Genomic DNA, 26,173 nt, shown 5'->3' on the forward strand with positions numbered 1-26,173 from the left:
TTGTATGACAAGAACAACCTCATTTGCACTCGTTTTATTACTTATGTGCGCATACTTTGGTTACAACCGTTATTATGTATACCCCCAGCAGTTGGAAACACAGGCGAAGTCCATGCTAATACAAATGGCAAATCGCGAAGAGTGGGTCGATGTGTTTGAGATGATGAATCGCGTAGACGCGCACAAGGGCCATTTGGAACTTGTTGCTGACGTGACATCCTCTGATGGTCAGCGTGCGTACAGTGAAGGTATTATCACGTACACGGATCGCGAAGGCGTTGTCTGTAAACAGGTAGTGTTCAACTTTAAAATAAACTCTTTGAAAAACTACAATATTTCCGATTTACGAGATTGTTCCTACGGTGAGTACTATTAATATTGTCTGAGAGTTGAGCTCGATAGCGCAGTGTATGAATACAGAAACAAAAAATAGCCCTTCGTTGGGGCTATTTTTGTTTTTAAGGAATGAACGCAATATCGTGGAATTAGTCGAGTGATTTTTTGAAGCGAAATGAAGCGACAATAAGGCCGATAACGGTGAATCCAAGTAACCAAACTGTATCTCGCCATAGCTCCATTAGGTCTGCACCACGCAGCACAACACCACGAATAATGCGCATAAAGTGAGTGGCTGGTAGGGCTTCTGATATCCATTGTGCGGCGACGGGCATTCCTTCATAAGGGAACATAAATCCGGACAGAAGAATCGACGGCAAAAGAATAAACACCGTCATCTGCATGGCCTGAAGCTGTGTCGTCGCAATGGTGGATATCACCAAACCTAAGGTTAAACTCGCGGCGATAAACAGCAGCGTGCCAAACAGTATCTGACTAATGGCGCCGTTTATCGGTACACCAAATATCCAATGACCCAAGCCTAAAATGATAAACACCTGTATCAGACCAACAAAGATGTAGGGAATGATCTTCGCCACCATGAGTTCGATGGAGTGAATTGGCGTAGTAATCAGTAACTCCAAATTGCCGCGTTCCCGTTCTCGAACAATGGCCGCACTGGTGAACAAGATCATCGTCATGGTTAGAATTACGCCCAACAAACCGGGGACAATGTTCACCGCCGAGCGCCGACTCGGGTTGTAATACAGCGCAACTTCAAAGGTTTTGGTTGGGGCAGGGCGTATCTCAAAATCAAAATCCGTTAACGGCATGGTTTGTAGCGAGAGAATCGCAGAGCTGATCATGGTGTCTGAACCATCCACAATCCACTGGCCAAGCTCTCGCCCTTGCACCATACGTTGGGTTAGGTCGCTAGGTAGAATTAAAGCGGCTCGCACTAAACCGTCTTGAATGGCTTGCTCGGCTTCTGAAGCGGTAGCAAAAGTTTCTACCACATCGACCACTTGCGTGACTTTGACGGACTCGGTGATCACACGCCCAGCAGTACTGCCACTTTGATCGACGACGCCAACGGGAATATTGCGAATATCGGTATTAATGGCAAAGCCGAACAGCAAAAGCTGAATCAACGGGATCATCACGACCATGCCAAAGGTAATGCGGTCACGTGAAAGCTGACGGATCTCTTTGATCATTACCGCTTTCATACGGGCAATAGATTTCATCATTGGCGACCTTCTCCCGTAACACTGACAAACACATCTTCCAAGCTAGGACGAGCAATGTTCATCTCGCAGCCATCAAGCTCAGGAAAGGTCTGGGTTAACCATTCGATCGGTTCTTCGATGTGCTGGTGGATTAAAATGCGTAAACGAATGCCGAGCTGTGCGGCCGAGCGCACCTCTTCACGCTGAATGACTTTCTCTTTTAGCTCGCGTAAATTATCCGCTTTGACTTCGACGATGTTAACGCCCATTTGCGCCATGAGTTCTTCTGGCTCACCATCGGCGCGGATTTCGCCCGCTTCCATAATCGCCAGACGATGACAGCGTTCTGCTTCATCCATGTAGTGCGTAGTGACCAAAATCGTCGTGCCTTGGTCAGAGAGGTCAAACAACTGCTCCCAGAAATCGCGTCGGTTCTCTGGGTCAACCGCAGACGTGGGTTCATCAAGAAACAACAATTCTGGTTTGTGCATAGTGGCTGCGGCAAGAGACAAGCGTTGCTTCTGGCCGCCACTCATTCCGCCGACGCGCTGTTTACGCAGTTGGTCGAGACCGTAGGTGGCTAGTTGTTCTTCGATGCGAGCCTTTAGGGCCTTGGTTTCCATTCCAAAGATTTGTCCAATAAACTCAAGATTCTCTTGAACCGTCAGGTCATCATAGAGGGAGAACTTTTGTGTCATGTAGCCAATCTTGAGGCGCAGAAGCTCAGATTGTTTTGGGATCTCTAGCCCGAGTACATCGACATTGCCCTCACTTGGGCTAAGCAAGCCCGTCAACACACGAATGGTTGTCGATTTACCACAGCCGTTTGGGCCAAGAAAACCATAGATACTGCCTTTGGGCACATTAAGCGTGATGTTGTTGATGGCGGTGAAGTCACCAAACTTTTTCACCACATTTTCAGCTTGAATCGCGTATTCGGTCATTGGCTCACTCCACCAAATCCACTTGCGCAGGAATACCCGAAGGCAAAGATTGCGCTGAGTCTTGAAGGTCGACTTCTGCTAGGTACATCAAACGCGAGCGTTCTTCCTCGGTAAGCGCGAAATAAGGAGTGAATGAAGGCTCAGTCGCAACCCAACGAACGGTGCCGCTATATGGTTGCTCAACGCCATCTACATGCACGTTAACCGCTTTACCCGGCACAAAGTCGACTCGATAGTTAGCAGGAACATAAACACGGGCGTATGGGACGCGGCTCGCTTGAATTACGGCAACAATGCCATTCACCGGAACGCGTTCACCAAGGTTAAACGGTAGGTTATCTAACAAGCCATCTCGCGTGGCCGTGATGGTGAGTTCTGCCAGTTTCTGTTCTTGTAGTGCTACATCGGCTTTTGCAGCCATGAGTGCGGCTTTCGCTTGTTCAATATCTTCAGGACGAGAGCCAGCGGTCAGTTTGCTGAACTCTTCTTGTGAGGAGTCTAGCTCTGCACGGGCAGAATCTCTGGCTGCTAAAGCGGTGTCTTTTTCTGATTGGCTGATGAGTTTTTTACGAACTAACTCCGCTTTACGTTGGTAGTTCTTTTGCGCTTCAATCAATTGAGCTTCCGCTCTGGCAACGCGAGCTTGCGCTGCGGCAATGTCTTCTGGTCGCTCACCATTGGTCAATTTCAAAAGATAGGCGTCAGCCTTGGCTTGTTCGGCAACGGCGTGAGCTAAAACGGCTTCTTGGTTCTTTGTATCGAGCTGAACCAGCACTTCTCCTTCGGTGACTTGGCTGCCTTCCTTAATGGGTAGGGCACGAATTATCTCGCTAGAGGTGGCAGTGAAGGTTACGCGGTCACGTTCTAATGTGCCAAGGGCTTGCTGTCCGTCATCTTTGGAACAGGCAGTTACAAGAGTCAGGGCTAGGGTGCCAAGAATGATTCGCTTCATCATGCGACGCTTCCTCTAAGAAGGTGAGCTCGAATTCGTATCAAGCTATAGAAGAGTGTGGGACTGCATTCAGTGTAACGTGAGTCAGTTTTGTCCGGCTAGGAAGTTAATTCCTTCAATATTCATCAATTGATTAATTGTTGAAGCTGGCTTGATCCTGCGGAAGCCGTGCTTTACTTGGCTCTTTTAAGTTGATTACATGAATATCATTTAAACAAAAATCTTGCCTTTCATGTAGAGCACGCCGTCGCCAGATACTCTTACTTGTTCGCCAGTAACTTCACAGTGCAAAATGCCTCCGCGCTGAGAAGCTTGGTAAGCGACCAGTGATGTTTTGCCTAACGCTTCTGCCCAGAACGGTGCTAACCCAGCGTGAATCGAGCCAGTTACGGGGTCTTCGTCACCACCATTTGCAGGCCAAAAGTAACGCGATACAAAGTCTTGTTGATCACCTTTCGCGGTAACGACCACATCGTAAGGAGCGAGTGTCTTGAGGTGCTCTGAACGGTATTGAACCTCAAGTACCTCCTGCTGGTTGCCGACCACCACGAAATACGCTTGAGGGCTAAGCAGTACGCGTTCCACATCGCAACTTAGGCCATCAATCAATGCCGAGGGAATATCAGAAACGGCTTTTGGAGGACGAGCAGGGAACGTCATCTCGATCTTACCTTGCGCATTCTTCTCTACGGTGAGGGTTCCTACTTCCAGAGTATGAAATTCAATCGTGCCATTAATGCCAAACTCATCAAACAGAACTAACGAAGAGGCCAGTGTCGCGTGTCCACAGAAATCGATTTCAGTAATCGGAGAGAACCAACGAATCTCATATCGGTTTGCGCCAATGGATTTTAGAAAAGCCGTTTCCGACAAGTTGTTTTCTGTCGCGATATTTTGCATCAATTCTGGGGCTAGCCATTCCTCTAACGGTATCACCGCTGCTGAGTTGCCTTTGAATTGCGTATCGGTGAAGGCGTCCACCACGTAGATATCCAATTCCATTTTCCTTCCTTATTCCGTGAGCGATTAATTAGCATAAACCAAGTGCAATTAAGAGAGTAAGAAGTTTGTGTTAGAATCTTAAAGTGTCAAAATTATAGATTATTTTGTGGTTTTTGATACTTACTGACAAGGATTCGGACTGCTGGGTATTTAGACTAGTGTTGAATTCATTGAAAGGAAGAAAAACATGAAAGCGATATACAAGTCAGTTTTGGTATTGAGTGTTTTTGCGGTCGGTTCTGCCCATGCATTTGAACTCGTGAGTAGAGATATTCAAGAAGGCCACCCGATGGCGAAGACATTTGAATACTCTGGTTGGGGATGTGATGGCGGGAATCAATCACCACAATTGATGTGGAAAGAAGCTCCAAAGGGCACAAAAAGTTTTGCGATCACCGTGTATGACCCCGATGCACCAACAGGCAGTGGTTTTTGGCATTGGATAGCGTTTAATATTCCATCCACCGTTAGCGAGCTGCCTCGAGGCATTGATATGAACAAGTTAGGCGGCAAAGAATCTCGTATTGACTACGGCACAACGGGGTTCGGCGGCGCGTGTCCTCCAAAGAATGATGGGATGCATCGTTACCAGTTTACGGTGTGGGCATTGCCAACTGACGAACTGAATTTGGATGAAAACACGCCACCAGCCATTGTAGGGTTTACTTTGAATAGTGTTGCTTTGGGTAAAGCGACATTAACCACGACTTACACGCGATAATTGAATATAAGGGGAGAGAATGGGTCACCAATATCAGGTTACGCTGTTTCGTGCGGAGCAGCAGCAGAAGCTTCGTAATGTCAGGATTCACTCCCCAAGCCTTATTCAGATTGTTAAGGGGAGTAAACATCTTTTCTGGAAAGATGAAGTACTCGACATCCATCATCCAAATATCATGCTTTGTGAAGCAAATGCATCCCTAAATTTTGAAAACCTTCCTCTACAAGGGCGATTTCTTTCTCGAATGTTCAGTTTTCACTGTGTGCCTAGCGATGAAATGTTGGAGCTAAGCATGAGCAACGCATTAGGAAACTATGTACCTGTTGTTGAGACAGATAAAGCATTGAAAGCGACGTTAAATGCTTTGTTTTCGTTTGAGCGGGAAAGCTTAAGTGAAGCGACACAACGCTATTGGATTATGGGCCTATATCAGCAGCTAGCTGAGAGAGGGTTATTGCATCGGTTGTTCTCGAGTTCACATATCTCTTTTAGTCAGAAACTTAGTCGTTACTTATCGCGCTCTCCAGGGGAGGAGCATCCATTAGACATGGTCGCGGGGCACTTTGCTATGAGCCGAGCAACATTGATACGCAAACTGAAACAAGAAGGTACCCAGTATCGCGAAGTATTGGCAGAAGTGCGCTTAAATCACGCACTTTACTTGATGCAAAATGGCTCGTATAACGTTGCGCTGCTCGCACAGTTGTGTGGTTATCAGTCAGAGGGGCGTTTTAGCCAACGCTTTAAAAGTAAGTTCGGCCTAACGCCCAGCGAGTATATTAAAACGGTAGTGAGTTAATGTTTTACCGCTTTTGTATTTTTTGTGCTTTTTAGGTTAGCCATAATATTTGGCTTTCATTCGCAATGCTACATTCACCAAAGCAATCAATACAGGCACTTCGATCAGCGGGCCAATGACACCAGCAAAAGCTTGGTCTGAGTTTAGGCCAAACACCGCGATAGAAACCGCAATTGCCAATTCAAAGTTGTTGCCTGTTGCCGTGAAAGCAATTGACGCGTTTTTGTCGTAGTCGATGCCCATTTTCTTACCAACGAAGAAGCTGACAAAGAACATCAACACAAAGTAGATAGCCAGTGGAATTGCTACACGGAATACATCCATTGGCAGTTCAAGAATCATTTCACCTTTCAAGCTGAACATCAGTACGATGGTCGCAAGCAGGGCGATAAGCGTAATTGGTGAAATGCGTGGGATGAATACGTCGTTGTACCATTGTTCACCTTTCGCAGCGACCAGCCATTTGCGGCTTAGGAAGCCCGCTAGGAATGGGATACCAAGGTAAATAAGAACGCTTTCCGCGATGTCCATCATCGAGATATCAACTACGAAACCTTCGTAACCAAAGACTGGTGGCAACACAGTGATAAACAACCATGCCATCACACTGTAAGTCACGATTTGGAAAGCGCTGTTTAATGCAACTAGGGCTGCGCCGTATTCTTTGTTACCACCACCGATATCGTTCCATACCAATACCATCGCAATACAACGAGCAAGACCGATCAGAATGATACCAACCATGTAACCCGGATGATCACCTAGGAAAGTCAATGCAAGGATGAACATCAAAATAGGGCCGACAATCCAGTTCATGACCAAAGACAGCGTGATTGCTTTTTTATCTTTCGTCACTGTGCCTAGCAGGTTGTAGTTCACCTTTGCGAGTGGCGGGTACATCATCAAAATCAAACCAATCGCTAGCGGTACGTTTGTGCTACCAACAGACATTGACTCGTTCCACTCAGCAACTTGAGGGAATGCTGCGCCAATACCTACACCGATTGCCATTGCAACAAAAATCCACACCGTTAAGTAACGGTCCAAGAAGCTCATTTTGTCGCTGGCACTATTTAAAACTTGAGTAGTCATAGTGTTCTCTTATTCGTTTATCGTCGAAAGGCGATAGTTAAAGGTATAGTTTATCTCTGCACGCCTGACCAGCGTGCAAAGGGAATTAATCAAATAACTTGGAAAATCCTAGATTGAACTGATCAAACGCGTCGCGTTGAATGCGGTAACACACCTTAGGTGGGTTTGGCTCGGCGCTGATAAAGCCTGCTTGCTTGAGAATACGCAAGTGCTCGGAAACAGTAGATTGCGCAAGACCCAGTTCAGAAACCAAATCACTGTTCAAACAACCGCCCATGGTATCGAGCGTGTGCAGGATATGCAGAATGCGCAAACGTGCTGGATGCGACAAAGCTTTTGCTTGCGCTGCGAGAGTTTGTTCTTTCTCGAGCTGTTGTTGCGTTGTCTGAAAAACAACTTCGCACGTGTCCTTGCACTTATCACTCATTCGCTGGCCTTAATAGTTAATCGTCGAATTGCGATAAAGTGTACGCCTGCTCTGTGGAAGATTCAACAACTCGATGAAAAAATTAATCGTAAAATAACGATGAATAAAAAATTGAAAAAATATATGTTTTAAAAACAGTGATATAATAAAAAATTAAGTAGGTTACTAAAAGTTAACTAATTGCACTATATTTCTAGGTTACCATAATAAACCACATCCGACGCACAATGGTTACTGCGTCATCTTGTGAACTTATTTAAAGGTAATCCCATGAGCAACGTACTGATCATCAATGCACACGAACCATCACCATATTCAGAAGGTCGTCTAAATGCTTCTCTTGTCGACAAAGCACAGACGCTTCTGCAAGCAAAAGGCCATGAGGTTCGCGTTGTGACAATGCAAGATGAGATCAACGTAGATGAGCAACTCGCACACTTTGAGTGGGCTGATCGCGTGATCATCCAAAGCCCAATCAACTGGATGTCTGTGCCTTGGTCATTCAAAAAATACATGGACGACGTGTTTACTGCGGGTATGGGCGGCGCACTATGTGCATTCGATGGCCGTAGCGCAGAAGAACCAAAGAAAAACTATGGTACAGGCGGCACTCAAACCAACAGCAAATACATGCTGTCACTGACATTCAACGCGCCAGAAGAATCGTTTGATGATGAGAGCGAATACCTATTCCAAGGTAAAGGCGTGGACGATTTGATGTTCCACATGCACGCTAACTTCCGCTTCTTTGGTATGTCAGCACTGCCTACATTCGCTTGTTACGACGTGATGAAGAACGCAGATATCGAAAACGATTTTGTTCGTTTCGAAGCTCACATTAACGAAAACTTCTAATCCTTTTAGAAAGATAGTGCGAACTGAATGATGAATTGAGATGGACTGCTACATGCGGTCCATTTTTATTTGTTTGCGGCGAGGTGACGTTTTTATTACTCTAAAGCACTAAATGTATCTAGCTTACTTTTCGTTACCTAGATTAGGTGCGTATCTTGAGGTGTATTGTGGAAAGCAGAATCAGTGTAGATAGCAAAGGTCGTAAGTCAGTGGCGAACGTATGTGCGGAGCCATGTGCTATCGAGAAAGGGATGCGTCTAATTGGTGGTAAATGGAAAGGTTCTCTGATTTATCATTTGAAAGACGGCCCAGTTCGTTTCAATGACTTAGCACGCATGCTAGGCGGTGCAAGTAAAAAGATGATCGACCAACGCCTGAAAGAGTTAGAAGCGGAAGGTATGGTGGTGCGCAAAGTGATCAGCGACCGCCCAATTGCAGTCAGCTATGAACTAACAGAGTTCGGCCGTACCGCACTTAAGATTCTTGATGATTTGCGAATTTGGTCTGAAAAGCATCAAATTGAGCTTCGTTAAGACCAAAGTAGTTAATCGCAAACGTCACTCTCTTTTGAAAGCTGATTAACAATACATCGCCGTTTATACCCAAGTAACTTAGATGTACTTCATTCAAATCGTAATTTGTTTCGTAAAACAACGTACTCTTTCGAGTCAGGCATATCGAAGCTACTTGAGCATAATCGTACTTTTTAAGTTTTTGATTTTTAGTTATTATTTTATCATACTTAGTAAGTTGTAGAATAAATCACTCACTTCAGTTGAATTTAAAAAAGCACTATTTAATTCCAGTTTCTTTTCAAAATCGGAATATTTATCGAATTCCTCTTTCTCAACTAAACCTATTGGTGAGTTGTCGTTAACGTGGCTTTCATATTTTTTGATGGTATATAATTTAGACTTTTCGTCAAAATATTGAATTATCTTAATGTTAACGTCAGGTCTCTCCGTATTATACGTGATCGTAATTTTTTCATAATCTTTATTAATCGGAGTCGTAAGCCCTGTAGGGTAGATGATTTTAAACCCATTAATGTCATTCTTCTTCGTGCTTTTATAATGTTTTGAGTATGAAAAGTTTTCAATTGCACTTTTAGTGACGATAATTGACTCACCTTTCTTTAAACCGTATTCGGTGCATTCATAATCGTCAACAACCGTAGAATTTCTCTTCTTTTCAATCAGGTAGGACATGGTTGCAGATGTCCCTCCGTGTTCCAGTTTTTGTTGGTTTACAGAACAATAGAAATGACCTTTGTCCACCGTCATTGCGTTGACTTGTTCCGGATTTGAAATGGTGGGATGTATATCTTTTGCTGGATCGTTGTCGCTTCCTCCTGAACCGCATCCAACTAATCCGATACAAACGGCCATATAAAGCAAAGAGATTTTATTCATACTGTATTTCTCAATTAAGATGTGTGATTGCAAATAACGATTAATTACACTTTTATAAAGTGAAGTGTTTTTTATTTTAATTGAACGGTGTTTTATTGATAATTTAATCGTTTGCTTTTATTTTGTCTCTTACGGTATCTATGTTTTCATTTATGGTATGAATTATTAGATTTGCACAATTGTGAGTTGCAATAGGATAATAATCGCTAGCCAACTACTTGTGTAGGTACCGTTATGATTTATATATCCGTTAAGTCTAAGTTTTTAGTCTTAATTTCATGTATTTATCGTGAAAGTGACTTAGAAGTAAATAACTAACGTTGTTTGAGGGGAGCCTGGGCTTCACTGATCTTGTTTTTCATCAAGGCGTTGTATAATGAACAAGGACTCTATTTCCAACTTGTTGATACATATCAGATCTCACGGATCTGATATGTATTCCAAGTTATTCTCACTAAGGCAAGAATCCTAGCTTATTTAAGGATAGAAAGTTTACTTGGGTGTAGAAGATATTAGTAATCCAATGTGCCACGGATAGGGTAGTTATTGTTTGGATCGCGAATCCATGCCAATCCGCGTGATAGTGCGCCAAGCTCAGGGCGAACAAACGGGTTGTTTGAAATATCCACCACGTGTAAGTCGCCGTGTTCATTCACCACAAACAGACCTGGTTCTGCGAAATTATGATCGGTTTCCTGTTCAGATCGAGGAATAGATACATACAAGCCTAGCGTTTTCATTTGTTCTTCGGTCAGGCCGTAAGCGATAGGGAAGCTGATTTCGAGTTTCTCTAGATGCCCCTCTAGCTGTGCTTTTGAATCGCCAGAAACGGCAAGAATATCGACGCCAGCATCAGCGAAAGCCTGTTTGTAACTCTCAAGCTCGTTGAGGTACTTAGTACAAAGAGGGCAGTGTTTACCACGATAAACGAATACTGCTTGCCAAGTCGCATCACCTTGCGGCTGACCCAACGTTACGCTTGAACCATCTAGCAAAGTGGCTTGAAGATGAGGGAAGCTGTCGCCCGCTTTAAGTTTCACTGAAGTTGCCATATTGACTCCCGAATTGGTGGTGTATATCCATGAATGCCCCTTTCTCAACAAAGCGATTGGGGGATGAGACTTCAATGTAAACTCTGTTTTTCGGTGTTTCAACTAGTTAACTTTTAGTAACCACAAAAACTGCAATGGAGCTTTAAGGTGTAATCTGACTTAGCTTAGGGTGATAAACTACTAGCTTACCTGTTACCTTCAAAACGAGTTAGGTTTAAAGGCAAACCTTCTCATAAAACAATGAGTTTAGAGCCTTAAGGAATGACGATAAGTTAGCGGTTATCATTGAATTAAATGTTGAAGTTGGAGAGGTGCGGAGGAATAGGCATTTAAATCTATTGATTTAGGTAAAGTGTTACACCTTATCTACGTGGAAGTTATACGATTGAAATTACCTTTAATTTTCGATGGAAAGGACAAAAACTAAGACTTTTGGCGATTTTGATGTTAAAAGCACATGCTTGACATGCATAATCACTAAATTATTAGAGTTTTAGTTCTTTCTGCAAGTTCCTAATATACATTTTTTATGTTTATTATTATATTAACTCTATTTTTTAAGTGATCTCTTCATTCTTTTTTATATTTGTGAAAGTAAATAATCACGATGAATGAAATTAATTAGCAACCGATAATAATGAATAAATTTAAAATAGAAATTAAAAATGGAACATTAAATATTGATTTATTTAAGCAGATGATGCCATTTGAGGATCTATTAGACTTCGCTTCAAGAGAGAACCCTAAAAGAGGTTTTTTATTTGTTTCTAAAGTTTTAGGAAAACATATTTCAGTAAAACCAAGTACGATGAGAGATACTTATGATTTACTTGTTTCGCAGATTAATAATGATCTAAGCAGTTTTGTGATTGGTATGGCTGAGACCGCGACGGGCTTTGGTGCTGGTGTTGCGGATAGTCTAGCTAGGGCACAAAGCAGAGAAGTTTACTATCAGCATACCACTCGTTACAAGTGCGACCTGCCAATCTGGTTTACGTTAGATGAAAATCATAGTCACGCTATTGATCATATTTTGTATCAACCAAAGATAGAACTATTAGAACCTATTTCTAATTGTCAGCGTCTTATACTCGTTGATGATGAGATTTCAACTGGTCGTACGCTAAAGTTACTCGGTGATAAGATTTTACCAAAGATGCGATTTGTGAAAGAGGTTGTAATAGTCTCATTAGTCAACTGGTTAAGCGAAGAAAATCGCGCTCAGTATGAAGAGTGGGATGTTACAGTTACTCATGTTTCATTAATTGATGGTCAGTTTGACTTTCAGGCAAAGCCTAACTTAAATCTTTCTCTCCCAGAAAAAGTTGATGGAGACCTTGTCAAAAAGCCTTGTAGGGATGATTTAGGGCGATTTGCTATGAAAATGCCATTCTGTGGTCATATACCTGTATTAGATATTACTTTTCCGAGAACTGTTATCGGAGATGGAGAGCACCTATATTTGCCTTTCCTAGCTGCGGAGCTAGCAGAGAGTCGAGGAGGAGATGTGATCTTTCAATCTACAACTCGTTCCCCGATTTTGGTGGGAAATGCAATTAATACGAAAGAAGCTTTTCAGGTGGATAGCCGAGATGTAGAGCATTACATTTATAACCTTCAAGAGAATGAGAGGCTACCAGTGCTCTTTTTAGAAGATGAATCACTTAGATCTGAGCACCAATTAGCCCAGCGTTTTCCTCCACTTGAGAGAGAGTAGTTATCATGCGTACTGTGCTTTTTACAGATATTGATGATTGTTTTATGGCAACTAAAAGGAAGTTTTCAGAAAGCGATAGCCTTTCTATAGCGTCATTAGATATTGACGGCCAAGCTCGTTCATTTATGTCAGAGAAACAGCGGACTCTTTTGGAGTTATTTATTGACACTAGATCTACAATTATTCCGGTAACTGGACGGAGTTATAACACGCTCAAAAGGGTTCAAGTAAGTTCATTATTTAAGTCGTGGATGGTCGTTTCTCATGGTGCTTTAATTATTGAACCTAACGGAAAGAAGTGCAACGCCTGGGTTGAGCATATTAAAAATAAATTTCCACTTGGATTATGGTCTGATAAATTGAATTTAATAAATGAAGAATTAAAAGAATTTATACTTTCTAAAGGGTTTAATGCACAAAGTTATATTGTTTCCGAGGATGATATTGATTGTTATGTTTGTGTAAAATGCACTGAAGGTATAGATTATGATTTTATATTCGATTCAATACTTTCACAAATCAGTATAGATTTAAATGATATAAAAATACATATTAATGGCCGAAATATGGCACTTTTGCCACCTTATACCCAGAAAAAATTAGCTGTTGATTATATAATACGTCAGCTAGATGAAAAGTCATTAATTTTAACCATGGGCGATAGCCTATCTGATATCCCATTTATGAAACTTTCTGATTTTGCTTTGATGCCCACTAAAAGCCAGATCGCAGATTCATTATCTTGGTAATAATATTATGAGCTTATCTATATCTCCAATAATCGGTAGTTATAATGAGAACGACTGTCAGTTCCTCTTAGAGGTTGTCAAGTGTCAGTTCTTTTCAATTAATGAAAAAGAAAATCTAATCCAGTCTGAAGGGGTTCATTACTCTGAATTATTGAACAAAGAATCAAAACCATCAATTAAATATCAAAGACTGTTCTTTGAATTTACCGATAAGTATAAAAACAAACTAGCAAAACACATTTTTTCTCTCGCTGAAAAGATTAATAATAATCAATTGGGAGATATCACTCTGGTTTCTTTAGCTAGAGCAGGAACACCAATTGGCGTTTTAATAAAGAGAGCGTTAGAGTATTATTTTAATAGAAAAGTTTGTCATTATAGTATTAGCATTATTCGGGATAGAGGTATTGATTCGGTTGCTCTTGATTACTTGTTGAAAATTAAAAGATATGATTCCTCTTCCTTAGTATTCATTGACGGCTGGACTGCAAAAGGAGTAATCACTAAGGAATTAAAGCGATCTATTTTCTCTTATAACAAAAGAAATAATACTGATATAAAACCGTACCTTTATGTTGTCAGTGATACAGGTGGGGTTGCCGATTATTGTGCCACGAAAGAAGACTATCCAATACCTTCGTCTATGTTGAATTCTACAGTATCAGGTTTGATTTCGCGAAGTTTATGGCAAGATCCTAAAAAACAAAAATTCCATGGCTGCGTAATCAATAATCACCTAAAAGAATTTGACTATTCCCACTGGTTTGTGGAAAAGATAGCAGAATGTTTTTTGAAAGAAAACTTTAAAGATGAACCTTTTGAGCAACATGAGACAATTGTCGATTTAGGTAACACTAAAGATCAAATAAAAAGATTTATATCCTCATTGACCATTAAATATTCTATTAAAGATGTAAACTATATTAAGCCTGGGATAGCCGAAGCAACTAGAGTCATGCTAAGACGTGTTCCTTCTTTACTTATTGTTCGCTCAATAGACAGCAATAAAGTCAAACATTTATTAATGCTAGCAGATGAAAAAGGAGTCAAAGTAGAAGAAGAACCAACCTTGCTATTTGAAGCATGTGCACTTATTAAGCCACTTAATATAGAGGCAATAAAATGAACATCTCTAGCTACTTCTCTTTGGGAGCAACATTGTATACTCCGTGTAATCACCCGAATCTAAAAATGTTAATGAAAGAAGGATTGGGATCAAAGAGTATGGTTTTTTGTACTGAAGATGCCATTTCTGAAGGTGAATTGAATCAATCACTTAAGAATTTGAGTGTTGCGATCGATGGATTAGATAGTTCAAATACACAGTTCAAAAGGTTTATTCGTCCCAGAAGCCCAGAAGTTCTTGAAAATATATTGTATTTTAGAGGGATTGAAAAAATAGATGGTTTTGTTCTCCCTAAATATGATCTAAAAACAAATGAAGATTATCATAGAGTATTAAAATGTCACTCTATTAAGTTTAAACTAATGCCTACCTTAGAATCTCTTGATGTAATTGATGCGTTTAAATTACCAGAGATTAGAAGAAGTTTACAAAATATCTATGGAGATATAACTTGCCTTCGTATAGGAGGTAACGATTTATTCAATCTTCTGGGTATAAAACGTATGACAGGCCAAACAATTTATGAAACCCCCTTACGTTCGGTGATAGAGAATTTAATTATCGCTTTTAGGCCATACGGTTATGAGCTTTCTGCGCCTGTGTTTGATATGATCGATGACCATAAAACGTTGATAAGGGAACTTGCTATGGATGTTAACTATGGCCTTTTTGGAAAAACTGCTATTCATCCTCAACAAGTTAAAATAATTGAAGGTTTTTTTAAAAGTTATTCAAATACACATATTGTTCAAGCTGAGTCAGTTTTGGCAGATTCTTCCCCGGCAGTTTATAAAATGAATGGACAAATGATGGAAGTAGCATGCCACAGTAATTGGGCTAAACGAACTAAATTTTTGGCTAATTCATTTTAGACAACTTATGACCTCAAATTGATAATTATTATTGAGGAAGTTTTGATTTAATATCATAGTGCGAAAAGTAATGATAAAAACATTTCATCATAAAGATTTAGATCCAACTCATGTTAATGAACTTCCTGAAAATGAAGAAAAACATGAATTAGCTGTCAAGAAATTTAGCCATATAAAGTCTAATAGAAGTCTTGTATCCGAAGAGAGTTTTGAACACCTTCAGAGTGAAAAATATGGGAAAAACATAAAATATAATAATAAGAAAAAACCTTCAGTTTTATTTAGCAATAAAATAAAGTCAATTCAAAGTGACTTAGTTAATGTTGAAGAAGATTTTAAAATTGAAGTTGAAAAACTGTGTAGAAGAGAGTTTAAAAATGTCAATTTAAATAATGGAGACTATTTGGTTATAATTAACATTTACAATTCTATTATTTTCAATGATCCTATGTATCAAATAGAATTTGGAAATGTGGAGTCAAAAAAATTCCAACAATTACAAGGGTTTTTGTCCGATTATGCTAAGTTAAGTAAGGTAGATAAAATTTTAGGATTAGGACAGATCATTATTAAATTGGCAAAAAGTATAGATATTGATATTTTCAATCCACATAAGTTTGGTACGAAGCTATCTAAACTTTTTGGTAACCATAATCAAAAAATAAGAAAGATTAAGTATGACTTTGATTATGTAAGTGATAATATTGACGAAAGAATAAATCGAGTATTTGATAACCTAGCTGAAATGCGAACGCATCTCGAAAAGTTTCAGTATTGGTCTATAGAGTTACAAAGCTTGAATAAAAACCTTATATTCAAAATTTTAGCATTGATACTAAGGATGGATAAAGAAAAAAAATCAATTCAACAAGAAAGTATTAATCTTTCTGACTCTTTTAAAAAAAACGGATTTGATTCAATTAAAAGATGGGAAAGGAAAGTACAAACTTTGCTTTCTCTAAAACAATCTATAGATTTGACTTTCCCCCAAATAGAATTATATAGCTCTAATTTGTTAGGTAGCTTTGAACAGTTAGAAAAAATTAAAGTAGATATTATTCAAGTCTGGAAACAGCAATTTTTAACAGTTATTGCTATCGACGAATCAAACGATTCAATACTTTACTATGAGCTGAACGACATTCAGGAACAATTGATTCGAAATATAGAGGAGCTGCGATAAATGGTATTCCAACCGAAGACTTTTACATCCAAAAATGTTAATTCTAACAATATAGAAAATTCATCTAATACTAATGTTGTAAAAACAATAGAAAACTCACTAATAGTTGAAGGCACTACAGATATCTCTAAACTTCCGACGATTAAAGGACAAAATGTTAAAAGTATATACAGTTGTGTTGAAAAATCGATTGAAGTTTATCAAGCTGATCTGAACGAAGCGAACTTAAACCCGAGAGAAGCATTTCAACGTATAGTTACTCAACTTAATCAGATTGATATCTATTCGTCACGAGGTATTAGTACTCTCGGTCATGAGTCAGCTGAGAAAATAGCTGAATATTCTGACTCTATGTTGAATCAAGTTCGGACTAAAGATCTGGAAGAAATGGGAGAGAACCTAAATCAAGTTGTGGGCTTGGCTAAAGGAGTTGATTTAAGTGGGCTAATGGGGAAAGACAGCTTTTTTGGAAAGTTGATATCTAGATTCAAATATTCTAAAGAGGCTATTTTAGCTCAGTTTAACTCGGTAAGCACTCAGCTCGACAGGGTAGTAAAAGAGATTAATTCGCAGCAAGTGCGTCTCCAGGAGCGTTCTGTTCAGCTCGAAACTGTTTTTTCTCAAAACATAGCGCAGTATAAGGCGTTAACAGAAGCCATAATATACGGAGAATCAAGGCGTTTGCTCATAAAAGGTAAAGCAGAAGTCTTAGCAAAAGAGCTTGAAGATGAAAACTCTCCTTTAAAAGCGCAAGAATTAAGCGACTTACAGTCCTTTCACAATCGTATTGAAAAACGTGTTCACGACTTAAGGTCATTGCAAATGCTTGCGTTACAAACGGCTCCAATGATTCGGATGGTACAGACTAACAATATCACTTTGATTGAGAAGTTCGACAATATTAAGACATTAACGATCCCATCGTGGAAGAAGCAATTTACGCTTGCTATTTCTATGTTAGAGCAGAGAAAGTCGCTAGAACTTGCGGGCAAAATTGACAATGCTACAAATGACTTAATTAAGAGAAATGCAGATTTATTAAGACAAAATACGTTGCAAACAGCAAGAGCGAATCAACGTTCAGTTATAGATCTGGAAACACTGGAGCACGTGCAAAATACTCTGATTACCACATTGCAAGATGTTGTTTCCATTGAACAGGAGGGAGCTAGAAATCGCGAGATCGCTGATGAGAGAATGGTTAATATGAAAAAAGAATTATCTAAGCTATTAAAAAATAAGGAATAATCAATGTCGATTAATTTAGAAAAAGGTAATACAATAAACTTAACGAAAGCTGAGCCTGCGTTGCGTAAGTTGAGGCTTGGGCTTGGTTGGGATCTAATACCCACAGAACCACCAATTGACATTGATTGCTGTATATTTATTTGCTCTTACGATGCACAAGATCAGCCTAAACTTTTGTCTGATCAGCACTTTGTTTTTTACAATAATCTGGAGTGTCCCCAGGGAGCGGTGGTACACCATGGTGATAACCGCACCGGTGCGGGCGATGGTGATGATGAGGTCATCAACATAGATCTGCAATCAATTGACCTAAGAGCAGCTGAGTTATCTATTTTTGTTACGATTCATAACGATACACGTGGTTTTTCACATGTAAATACCAGCTACATTAGGCTTTACAATGACGTAACTGGGAGCTTGATTGCTGAGTACAAACTAGGTCAAGAGTTTGCAAACGAATCTGCTGTGCAAGTAGGTTCGTTAGTTAAAAGTGGTAACGAGTGGGAGTTCCATGCAGTTGGAGCTGGCTACCAACTAGGTCTCGGCGACATTGTGGCTGGTTATCAATAAGGTAAGATTATGTCTATTAATTTATCAAAGAACTCAACGATATCGCTTACTAAAGAAGTTGAAAAATTATCTAGTATTACTGTTGGTTTAGGTTGGGACGTAGCTAAATCGAAAGGTTTCCTTGCTTCTATTTTCGGTACCGCTTCAATTGACTTAGATGCATCCTGCCTATTGATTGATGAAAATTTAAATGTACTAGATTCTGTTTGGTACGCTCAGTTGAAATCAAAGTGTAAGTCTGTTATCCACCAAGGAGATAATTTGACAGGCAAAGGTGATGGTGACGATGAGAAAATTACTATTAACCTGACAAAGTTGCCTAATTCTGTTAAATACATTGCTGTTACAGTTAACAGTTTTAGAGGACAAACTTTCGATAAAGTCGAAAATGCTTTTTGCCGTATTTTGGATCAATCTTCAAATGAGATTTGTCGCTTCACTTTAAATGAGCAAGGGGGTCATACAGGAATTTATATTGGCCTTTTGACTTATAAAAATAAAGAGTGGAACTTTACTTCTAAAGGGGTTAACGCTAATGGAAGTAATGTGAATCAGATTGCAAGCACGGTTTTGCAACATATATATTAATTAGTTTATATGATATTTTACATTTAAAATAAACAAAGCCTAACTGTTAATTTTTGTTAGGCTTTTTTAATGGTGAATTATATTTGTTAATGCTATTTATAATGAAATGTCAAATTTAAATGATATTAAAAATTTAATATTACTTAACTTTTCTTACCAAATTCGTCTGTGCTGAGTAATTTGATGTAACTAAATAAATAAGTTGCGATTTGATAGGCTGCACTAGTTAATAACCATAACCATAACCATAACCATAACCATATGCGTAAACCTCGTTAGAAAACCACTAAATAATGCCTTCATTAACCGGGGCTCACCCACTTTTGGGGTTGATGAATAAACCATAAGCGAATAGAAGCAAAGCAAATCGAACAAGCGTACTATGTCTCGTCGGATCTGAGACCTAGCTATTACTACCGCACTGGTGGTAAAGGGCGTTTTCTCTATAGGGCATTAAGCTTTCATTTAAATCAACACTAGGAGCGCAATAGAGTATCTGGCGCAAGTTATATTTAGCCGTAGATACCAGCGCGTGCGAAATAGTCGAAGTAGCTCTGAGTTTATCTAAATAACCGGTGCCGAAGTATTGCCCCATTTACTTAGGTAGACACATTAAACGGTCCTAGAAGTATCAGATGATGGCACTTATGGCACAAGAAAATACCATGATGTCATACGAATAAAGAAAGCAGTTCCTATCATTTAGCCAAGGGAAGGATCGGCCTTTTAGGAGCGTGGATACCTTCGTAATCTGGCTTTAGGATGTAAGACATTCTACGGTATATAAAGGAGGTCAAGAAAGAGCTCAGATGTGCACTCTCCGAAAAAGCTATGTATCGAGTAAAGCAGTTGCTGGGTTAGAAACTATAACTAAGAAACTACAACGCTCAAGTTGGTGAAACTTACACCATGATTAAAAGTGCTCAACAAGCTTAGAGGGTTTGGCATGCCTGAAGCTCAGTGTTTTATATCAAAATCACTTCTCTTTAGGCTGTTTAGCCTCTTGTAAGAATTTTGCAACAACGCTAATAGTGCATGAAATAATACTATTTCAAATAGTCAACTTTTAGTAACCTGCAATAAGGTATTGGAGTGCAAATGATGAAAAAGCAGAACTTAAGATACAACGAAGTGGGGGTGTAGTATCAGGAGCTAAGTTCTGCTTGAGGTTAGGCTATGACCACTGGAACATATCGTTAAGATAAACCAGAGTCATCACTTCTATTTTATTACTCGATTGAGCTAGGCGTTGCTGAAAAAAGTACGCCATCATTGGCTTCTTCATTTTTTCCTCCTTTAGCTGACGAGTAAATTATGTGTATAAAAGGGGATATAAAAAAGAGAGTGCTTTTGTTGGCTTTTTTCCTAATAACGTAAATATATGGGGCTTTAAAGCCGAATTTGGAGGTTAATTGTGGAAAAGGGGAACAGATAATTAGGAAGTTTTCTTATTTTATTACCGCCAACTTAAGTAAACTATTCCTATCCACAAGCTTCACAGCTCTAAGGTTGATTCAGTGTCTGATCTCAATTTGTTTCGCTATTACCAACGATTACTCTCGTTTAGCGTTGGTGATGAAACAAAAACCACGTTACAGGACATTGCCGACATCATGTTCACTTCTTCTCGGCATGCTCGTAGCCTGCTAACGCAAATGCAGCAGAAGGCGTGGTTGAGCTGGCACCCGAAAGCTGGGCGGAACCAACGATCGACTCTTATTCTGAATATGGAGTTAGACGTATTAAAAGAGAGCTTGGCTCTTGAACGTATCAAGTTAGGTAAGTATGAAAAAGCACTGGCGATATTAGATGAAGACGAAATGGCATTTGGCCGTTTGTTAAAAACAACGTCTGGTGCTTCTGTTCAAGAAGGACAGCTCAATATTCAATTAACCTATAAGCGAATGTTTGAGCGCGTCGTTCCACATCAACTTCAGCGTAGCAGCGAACGTTTCTTATTAAGGCAAATCTATTGTTGCTTAGTTTCGAGTGATCACAATGGGAAAGTGCAACCAGAACTCGCACATCACTGGCGTTATGACGAAGACACCTACGAATGGACTTTCTACCTTCGTCCAGGTCTGACTTTTCATAATGGTAATTCCATTGATGCAGAAACAGTGGTTAGCTTGTTTGCAAAATTGAGTTCACTACAGTATTACGAAAAAGAATTGGCACATGTCGCTAACATCACTGCGCCAACGCCATTGAAAGTTGTTTTTAAGCTTAATCGAGCTGACTTGGGCTTTGCTGGACTTATTTCTGGGGTGAAATACGGCATTCAACCAGTAAGCCAAGTTAACGTAGCGAATAACAAGCTGGTGGTCGGAAGTGGCCCATTCTCTGTTGTCGAGCACAATGAAAGTCGTTTAAAACTGCAAGCATTTAATGGTTACTACGCATGTAGAGTTCTAACGGATTTGGTGACTATCTGGATTGTTAATGACGAGCAAATGGAGAACCCGTCATTGGCAGCAAATACGTTGCAAAGGGATGCTTCGCCCGAGGAGGATTTGTGTGGACACTATATGTCGACGCAAAACCGAGAAAACTCATCGGCGAGCAAGCGTAGCCGAATAGAAGATGGTTGCTTATTCACCTTATTTAATCAGCACGCTAAGCACAAACTCTCTTTAGCGCAGCGCCGTTATATTAGTGAGCTAATTCAACCTGAGCACTTGGCCGAAGTGATGCGCCGCGAGAATATTGTGTTTGGGAGTATACCCGCTTATAACCTGCTACCAGGTTGGAAGCCAGTGCTCCGTCCGTTCAGTGAGCCGCTTAAGTTACCTAAACACATTACGATAGCAGGATATAACTATACCGCATTGCGTCGCTGTGCGCGGGCTATTTCTAATCGTTTGGCGAGTGTTGGCAGTAAAGTAGAAATTGTTATGTATTCCTACCGTGAGCTGAACGAGAAGGCTAAGAACGGTGAGCTAAATGAGACAATGGTCGTAACGAACATAAACCTAGATGATAATCGTCATGCCTCAGCGTTCACGAACTTCTTCAGCAACGCTGTGCTATTCCACACTTTGGGAGAAAAGAACGCACAATGGTTAGATGAACAACTACAGAGAGTCAGATCTTTCGTTCCACTTGAGGAGTACCTTAATGCATTGGAGCCAATTGCATCGACGTTGATCAGCGAGTATTGGATTGCACCTATGTTCCACCATACACAAACTTTGCGCTTCCAAGGTGTGTTAGAAGACGTCGCTTTAACTAACTGGGGTTGGCCAGATATTCGCTCGGTGTGGTCAGCGGATTAACTGCCTTAGTTATTTAGCAAAGTGCTGCTTCACGAATTCAATGAAGGCTTTGGTTTTCGCCGATTGATAGATAAGTTGCGGATACACCAAGTACACTGCGTTGTGCTGGTGGTCCGTTTCTTCCGATAGAACCTGCACTAGTCGGCCATTATCAACGTCTTGCTCGACAAAGTAACTTGCTAATCGAGCGATGCCATTGCCGGACAGGGCCGATTCTTTGAGTAGGCGGTTTTCATTGCTTGAAAGCCAACCTTGGGTTTGAACCGTTCCCGTTTTTAAAGGCCATTCTTTTTGATGCAACGTGGTTAAGCATTGATGGCTTTTTAAATCACCTAATGTCTCCGGCGTGCCTTGTTCTTGCAGATACTCAGTAGAGGCAACCAGCCAGTGGTAGTAGTCCAAAAGGTGATGAGCAATCATATTCTCTGGCGGCGTTCTTGTCGCTCGAAACGCAAAGTCGACGCTGGTTTCCGTCAGATTAAACGCTTGATAGCTAGAAAGGATCTCGAACTCTACGTTTGGATGTAGAGCGCGAAACGCCACACATAAATCATGCAGTACCGCTTCAGCAAACATCTTGGGAGCGGTAAGCCGAATCAGGCCGTCTATTTGCTCAGATTGCTGACTTAAACTCTTTTCCATTTCCATTACGCGTCGTTTGAGATCTTCCGCTTGCGCAAAGATCGATTCACCTTCTGCCGTCAATCTCACGCTGCGTGTAGTTCGAACAATCAAAGGCGTAGCGAGTTCCGATTCCAATCGCTTGACTTGTTCTGACAGGTAACTTTTAGAAATGCCAAGTTGCTCCGCTGCCCTAGAAAAGTTGAGTGTTTGAGCCACTTCGGCAAACAGCATCAGTTTTTCAATTCTTTTGTAATCTGTCATCTCGATTGTTCGCTAACGAGGATAATGAATTCGATTTTACGGTATTAAACTAATTTTTACGAACGGTAAGATGGTTCGAGTTAATTTCAGAAATTGAAAATGCAGAAATCGGAAAAGTGAGAACAACGATGAACAACCCAACACTACCGCTCGCCAAAACCTTACCTAACGTTAGCCGCTTGGTCTTCGGCTGCATGGGGCTTGGAGGGGAGTGGAATCGCAACCCATTAACCGCCCAAGATGAAAACCAAGCTTATGCCGCTGTAGAGGCAGCATTAGAGGTAGGCATTAATCTCTTTGATCATGCGGATATCTACAAATTCGGTAAGGCAGAAGAAGTATTTGGGCGCATCTTAGCCAATGACTCAACGTTACGAGAACGAATTTATCTGCAATCCAAGTGCGGCATCCGTCTAGGAGATGAGCAAGGTGTGAAGCAGTATGACTTCTCTGCTAAATGGGTGACGGCTTCTGTTGAGAGCATTCTTGAACGCCTTGGCGTGGAAAACCTTGATGTTTTGATGCTGCATCGCCCGGATCCTTTGGTTGAATTTGAAGAACTGGGCACAGCGCTCCAAGCACTGAAACAAGCTGGCAAAGTTAACCACTTTGGTGTCTCTAACATGAACAGTGCTCAAATTGATCTTCTCCAACAAGCTACGGGTGAAGTTATCGTGGCGAACCAGTTGGAAATGAGTCTGGCTAAGTCTGACTTCATCAAGCAAGGCATGGGGCTTCCTTCGTCGGCATCTGATTACGTTGCAGGAACACTGGAACATGCCCGTAAGCACAATATCCAACTGCAAGCGTGGGGCAGTATGGCGCAGGGAAGATTCTCAGAGCGTGGCTTACATTCTGATGATCACAACACCAGACAGACGGCGGAGATGGTGATGGCGCTGGCAGCTGAATATGGCGTGTCGTCTGAGGCGATTGTTTTAGCCTTCCTGACGCGTCATCCAAACCAAATTCAGCCTGTTATTGGTACTGCAAACCCACAACGTATTCGCGCTTGTGCTCAAGTGGAAAACGTCACGCTGTCGCGCAGCCATTGGTATGGCTTGCTCGAGAAAACCCTTGGTCATGAGATCCCGTAGGAGAGAAAAATGAAATACGTACAAGTTCAAACTCTGATTCAAACGGCATTGGAAATTGCGACTGCTCGCAAGCAAAACATTGCGGTTGCCGTGGTTGATACACATGGAGAATTGCTCGGTTTTGCCCGAATGGATGATGTGAGTCTGCAAGCAGGTTTGTTGGCCCAGAACAAAGCTTACACCTCGGCTAGAGACCGTCAGCCTAGCGGCAATCTGGGTGCTTGGGCTCGTGAGACGGGTAAGCAGTTGAGTTATTGGACTGACCCGAAGATCACAGGCTTTATGGGTGGTGTGCCTATAGAACAAGAGGGGAAAATCGTCGGTGCAATTGGCATTAGCGGTTTGGCTGAGCAAGATGATGAAGCACTTGCGATGGAAGTATTAAACGCGCGTTGAGTATAATGTTTATCAGTAGGTGTGATGCTTTGTCCAGCTTTGTACTCACTGTAGGGACTCAAGTTCACAGGCTTCGTCGAGTCACAATGCTATCTAATAGCCTGAAGTAAGCAGAAGTTGAAATCGCGAACTATGATTAATTTATTTGAAAGCTTTGAGGCCTAAATATGTTTCATAAGGTATTCGTTTCGCTATTTTTTGTTCTCCTCTCAGGCTGTGGTACGAGTGACAGCGCGTTAAAAGAGAGCGGTTATGATGAAGCTTATATTCAAGGCTTTCATGACGGTCGGCATAGTGGTATGCAAGAGGCAGGGAATGATTTTGAACACTATATTAAGGACGAAACAAGGTATCAAACCGACTCCGATTATCGACAAGGCTGGGATGCTGGTGAGGTAGAGGGTAACAAGTTACAAAAGCAGGCGACCGCGATAGGACAAGGCATGATTGATAATTCGTATGAAGAACGTGATGTCTTTGATCCTGATAAAGTGGCGAAAGATGCAATAAAAGGCGTTGATACATCGGAATTAAAAAGCCTAGAGTAACGGACTGATATAAAGAATAAAACTCGTCATTTGACGAGTTTTATTTTTGTCTAAACGATTCATGTTTCAACGCTCAACAGGGCATTCATCGTTTGAGTATGAGTAATGTGGTTAATCACCTTTCTTGTTCTTTTGTTCAAGGATTAACGATAACAGGCGAACGAGCAGGGACTGAGCTTCCGGTGAGAGCAATCGCGCCACGGCCGTTAAGTCATTTGCTGTGACATGCTGAACATCACGTACATCTAAGGCAATATCTAGGTCAGTCAAATGAAGCGAACGCAATATGGCACGATATTGTGAGAGTTTAAGATCGGACTCTCCGCGCTCGATCCTTTGATATGTTTTTACGCTCATTCCAGCGATGTTTGCCATTTGCTCACGGGAGAGGCCATTCGATTTTCGTCTTGCGATCAGTGCTTGAATTATAGGGTCTACCTGCATGTGCTCTCCTGAAAGGACAGTTTTGACCTAAACGGAGCAAGAAGTGGACCAGTTTAACCACCACATATTTACCTGCTTTGCAATCAGTATAAAAATAACTGTCTTATAAAAACGTAAATATTTTAGTCAGTTATTAACTAAATGGAAAAGTATCAATCATACAAATCAATAGAAACGAAAGCTTCTATTCGCAAAATGCAACGCATTTTAGATCATTTATTTAGTGAAATTGATCAGCAACATCGTGAGACTAAAGAGAATGTTGTGACACTGATTCAACAGTCACAACAGCGATTGATGAACTACAAAGAGCTTTACCTTCACAAAGAATCGATAAGTGAAGTAGAGTTGCGGATGGCGCATGAAAATATGAGTGAGACTGAGAAGCAGGTCGCCGATATGGGTATTCCAGTGTTAACTTATATCATTGGCGCGCTAGATAAAGCGTATTAACACAGCCGTAAAGTCGGGCGATACAAGATTTATGGAATTTCGATCAATTGATGCCATCTAAAAGAAAGGATGCAAATGCTGGGGAACCACACCCAGCATTCGGACACTCATTTACCTATATTTTCGAACCGTAAATCAGTGTTTAGAGGTATGTGAACCGAACAGTGTCGGTACGCAGCGAATAATAGCGATATTGTCCGA

28 protein-coding genes and 1 pseudogene are annotated in these 26,173 nt (G+C 40.9%); 19 read left to right on the top strand and 10 right to left on the bottom strand.

All coding sequences use genetic code 11. The features are described from left to right. Window positions 1-4 precede the first annotated feature (4 nt). A complete protein-coding gene (locus R7R78_RS05705; protein WP_005375433.1) occupies window positions 5-376 on the top strand; it encodes a hypothetical protein in 372 nt (123 codons plus the stop codon). A gap of 109 nt (window positions 377-485) precedes the next feature. On the opposite strand, the gene R7R78_RS05710 is transcribed toward R7R78_RS05705, so the two are convergent. The 4 genes from R7R78_RS05710 to R7R78_RS05725 form a co-directional block, all read right to left on the bottom strand. Beyond that, a complete protein-coding gene (locus tag R7R78_RS05710; protein ID WP_017635233.1) occupies window positions 486-1,583 on the bottom strand; it encodes an ABC transporter permease in 1,098 nt (365 codons plus the stop codon). Further along, the gene (locus R7R78_RS05715; RefSeq protein WP_225473260.1) at window positions 1,583-2,509 is read right to left on the bottom strand and encodes an ABC transporter ATP-binding protein; all 927 of its coding nucleotides are present in this window, start codon (window positions 2,507-2,509) and stop codon (window positions 1,583-1,585) included. The genes R7R78_RS05710 and R7R78_RS05715 overlap by 1 nt, the downstream gene beginning before the upstream one ends. Window positions 2,510-2,513: 4 nt before the next feature. Beyond that, window positions 2,514-3,464 (bottom strand): HlyD family secretion protein, encoded by a 951-nt coding sequence (locus R7R78_RS05720; RefSeq protein WP_406707364.1) that lies wholly within the window; start codon window positions 3,462-3,464, stop codon window positions 2,514-2,516. A gap of 207 nt (window positions 3,465-3,671) precedes the next feature. After that, window positions 3,672-4,463 carry a PhzF family phenazine biosynthesis protein gene (locus tag R7R78_RS05725; RefSeq protein WP_225473261.1) on the bottom strand — a complete coding sequence of 264 codons (792 nt, stop codon included), beginning with the start codon at window positions 4,461-4,463 and terminating at the stop codon, window positions 3,672-3,674. A 187-nt stretch (window positions 4,464-4,650) separates the two neighbouring features. On the opposite strand from R7R78_RS05725, the gene R7R78_RS05730 reads away from it, so the two are divergent. Together R7R78_RS05730 and R7R78_RS05735 are read left to right on the top strand one after the other, a co-directional pair. Further along, complete coding sequence (locus tag R7R78_RS05730) at window positions 4,651-5,184, top strand: YbhB/YbcL family Raf kinase inhibitor-like protein (protein ID WP_225473262.1); 534 nt, start codon at window positions 4,651-4,653, stop codon at window positions 5,182-5,184. A 19-nt stretch (window positions 5,185-5,203) separates the two neighbouring features. Beyond that, window positions 5,204-5,983, top strand: a complete 780-nt coding sequence (locus tag R7R78_RS05735; protein ID WP_225473263.1) for a helix-turn-helix domain-containing protein — start codon at window positions 5,204-5,206, stop codon at window positions 5,981-5,983. A gap of 36 nt (window positions 5,984-6,019) precedes the next feature. Here the strand turns inward: R7R78_RS05735 and arsB are convergent, their stop codons facing one another. Then, complete coding sequence (gene arsB / locus R7R78_RS05740; RefSeq protein WP_005385145.1) at window positions 6,020-7,075, bottom strand: ACR3 family arsenite efflux transporter; 1,056 nt, start codon at window positions 7,073-7,075, stop codon at window positions 6,020-6,022. Window positions 7,076-7,160: 85 nt separating this feature from the next. Next, a complete protein-coding gene (locus tag R7R78_RS05745; RefSeq protein ID WP_005375451.1) occupies window positions 7,161-7,502 on the bottom strand; it encodes an ArsR/SmtB family transcription factor in 342 nt (113 codons plus the stop codon). Window positions 7,503-7,772: 270 nt separating this feature from the next. Between R7R78_RS05745 and R7R78_RS05750 the strand changes: the two genes are divergently transcribed. Then, window positions 7,773-8,357 carry an NAD(P)H-dependent oxidoreductase gene (locus tag R7R78_RS05750; protein ID WP_017635228.1) on the top strand — a complete coding sequence of 195 codons (585 nt, stop codon included), beginning with the start codon at window positions 7,773-7,775 and terminating at the stop codon, window positions 8,355-8,357. Window positions 8,358-8,524: 167 nt separating this feature from the next. Continuing rightward, complete coding sequence (locus R7R78_RS05755; RefSeq protein WP_005375456.1) at window positions 8,525-8,890, top strand: winged helix-turn-helix transcriptional regulator; 366 nt, start codon at window positions 8,525-8,527, stop codon at window positions 8,888-8,890. A gap of 195 nt (window positions 8,891-9,085) precedes the next feature. On the opposite strand, the gene R7R78_RS05760 is transcribed toward R7R78_RS05755, so the two are convergent. Next, window positions 9,086-9,769, bottom strand: a complete 684-nt coding sequence (locus tag R7R78_RS05760; RefSeq protein ID WP_138939625.1) for a hypothetical protein — start codon at window positions 9,767-9,769, stop codon at window positions 9,086-9,088. A gap of 512 nt (window positions 9,770-10,281) precedes the next feature. Then, a complete protein-coding gene (locus R7R78_RS05765; RefSeq protein WP_005385152.1) occupies window positions 10,282-10,821 on the bottom strand; it encodes a redoxin domain-containing protein in 540 nt (179 codons plus the stop codon). 637 nt (window positions 10,822-11,458) lie between these two features. On the opposite strand from R7R78_RS05765, the gene R7R78_RS05770 reads away from it, so the two are divergent. The 10 genes and pseudogenes from R7R78_RS05770 (at window position 11,459) to R7R78_RS05815 (ending at window position 22,149) form a co-directional block, all read left to right on the top strand. Continuing rightward, a complete protein-coding gene (locus R7R78_RS05770; protein ID WP_225473264.1) occupies window positions 11,459-12,538 on the top strand; it encodes a phosphoribosyltransferase domain-containing protein in 1,080 nt (359 codons plus the stop codon). A gap of 5 nt (window positions 12,539-12,543) precedes the next feature. Beyond that, complete coding sequence (locus tag R7R78_RS05775; protein WP_053303784.1) at window positions 12,544-13,287, top strand: HAD family hydrolase; 744 nt, start codon at window positions 12,544-12,546, stop codon at window positions 13,285-13,287. A 7-nt stretch (window positions 13,288-13,294) separates the two neighbouring features. Next, a complete protein-coding gene (locus R7R78_RS05780) occupies window positions 13,295-14,413 on the top strand; it encodes a cysteine protease StiP family protein (protein ID WP_225473265.1) in 1,119 nt (372 codons plus the stop codon). Continuing rightward, window positions 14,410-15,285 (top strand): HpcH/HpaI aldolase/citrate lyase family protein, encoded by an 876-nt coding sequence (locus tag R7R78_RS05785; protein WP_225473266.1) that lies wholly within the window; start codon window positions 14,410-14,412, stop codon window positions 15,283-15,285. The genes R7R78_RS05780 and R7R78_RS05785 overlap by 4 nt, the downstream gene beginning before the upstream one ends. A 70-nt stretch (window positions 15,286-15,355) precedes the next feature. Continuing rightward, window positions 15,356-16,468, top strand: coding sequence for a hypothetical protein (locus tag R7R78_RS05790; protein ID WP_225473267.1), 1,113 nt, complete (start codon window positions 15,356-15,358; stop codon window positions 16,466-16,468). Further along, the gene (locus tag R7R78_RS05795; protein WP_225473268.1) at window positions 16,469-17,716 is read left to right on the top strand and encodes a toxic anion resistance protein; all 1,248 of its coding nucleotides are present in this window, start codon (window positions 16,469-16,471) and stop codon (window positions 17,714-17,716) included. Window positions 17,717-17,719: 3 nt separating this feature from the next. Beyond that, a complete protein-coding gene (locus R7R78_RS05800; RefSeq protein ID WP_225473270.1) occupies window positions 17,720-18,286 on the top strand; it encodes a TerD family protein in 567 nt (188 codons plus the stop codon). A gap of 9 nt (window positions 18,287-18,295) precedes the next feature. Continuing rightward, on the top strand, window positions 18,296-18,874 hold the full coding sequence (locus tag R7R78_RS05805) for a TerD family protein (protein ID WP_225473271.1): 579 nt from the start codon (window positions 18,296-18,298) through the stop codon (window positions 18,872-18,874). Between the two features lie 494 nt (window positions 18,875-19,368). Continuing rightward, window positions 19,369-19,883: pseudogene (locus R7R78_RS05810) on the top strand (IS5/IS1182 family transposase); the annotation flags it as partial. 508 nt (window positions 19,884-20,391) lie between these two features. After that, entirely contained in the window at window positions 20,392-22,149 is a 1,758-nt protein-coding gene (locus R7R78_RS05815) for an SgrR family transcriptional regulator (protein ID WP_017821618.1), read from the top strand. Between the two features lie 9 nt (window positions 22,150-22,158). Here R7R78_RS05815 and R7R78_RS05820 read toward each other — a convergent pair whose 3' ends face one another. After that, window positions 22,159-23,034 (bottom strand): LysR family transcriptional regulator, encoded by an 876-nt coding sequence (locus R7R78_RS05820; RefSeq protein ID WP_225473273.1) that lies wholly within the window; start codon window positions 23,032-23,034, stop codon window positions 22,159-22,161. 128 nt (window positions 23,035-23,162) lie between these two features. Between R7R78_RS05820 and R7R78_RS05825 the strand changes: the two genes are divergently transcribed. The 3 genes from R7R78_RS05825 to R7R78_RS05835 all read left to right on the top strand — a co-directional run bounded on the left by R7R78_RS05825 (window position 23,163) and on the right by R7R78_RS05835 (window position 25,075). Further along, window positions 23,163-24,131: an aldo/keto reductase family oxidoreductase gene (locus tag R7R78_RS05825; RefSeq protein WP_206957800.1), complete on the top strand. Its 969-nt coding sequence runs from the start codon at window positions 23,163-23,165 to the stop codon at window positions 24,129-24,131. A 9-nt stretch (window positions 24,132-24,140) separates the two neighbouring features. Beyond that, window positions 24,141-24,527: a GlcG/HbpS family heme-binding protein gene (locus R7R78_RS05830; RefSeq protein WP_017821615.1), complete on the top strand. Its 387-nt coding sequence runs from the start codon at window positions 24,141-24,143 to the stop codon at window positions 24,525-24,527. 167 nt (window positions 24,528-24,694) lie between these two features. Next, window positions 24,695-25,075, top strand: a complete 381-nt coding sequence (locus R7R78_RS05835) for a hypothetical protein (RefSeq protein WP_005375467.1) — start codon at window positions 24,695-24,697, stop codon at window positions 25,073-25,075. Window positions 25,076-25,186: 111 nt separating this feature from the next. Here the strand turns inward: R7R78_RS05835 and R7R78_RS05840 are convergent, their stop codons facing one another. After that, window positions 25,187-25,519: a helix-turn-helix transcriptional regulator gene (locus tag R7R78_RS05840; RefSeq protein WP_005375470.1), complete on the bottom strand. Its 333-nt coding sequence runs from the start codon at window positions 25,517-25,519 to the stop codon at window positions 25,187-25,189. Between the two features lie 141 nt (window positions 25,520-25,660). Here R7R78_RS05840 and R7R78_RS05845 point away from each other — a divergent pair, with 141 nt between their 5' ends. After that, complete coding sequence (locus tag R7R78_RS05845) at window positions 25,661-25,972, top strand: hypothetical protein (RefSeq protein WP_005375472.1); 312 nt, start codon at window positions 25,661-25,663, stop codon at window positions 25,970-25,972. Window positions 25,973-26,173: the final 201 nt, after the last annotated feature.

Source organism: Vibrio sp. 2134-1 (genome assembly GCF_033339495.1).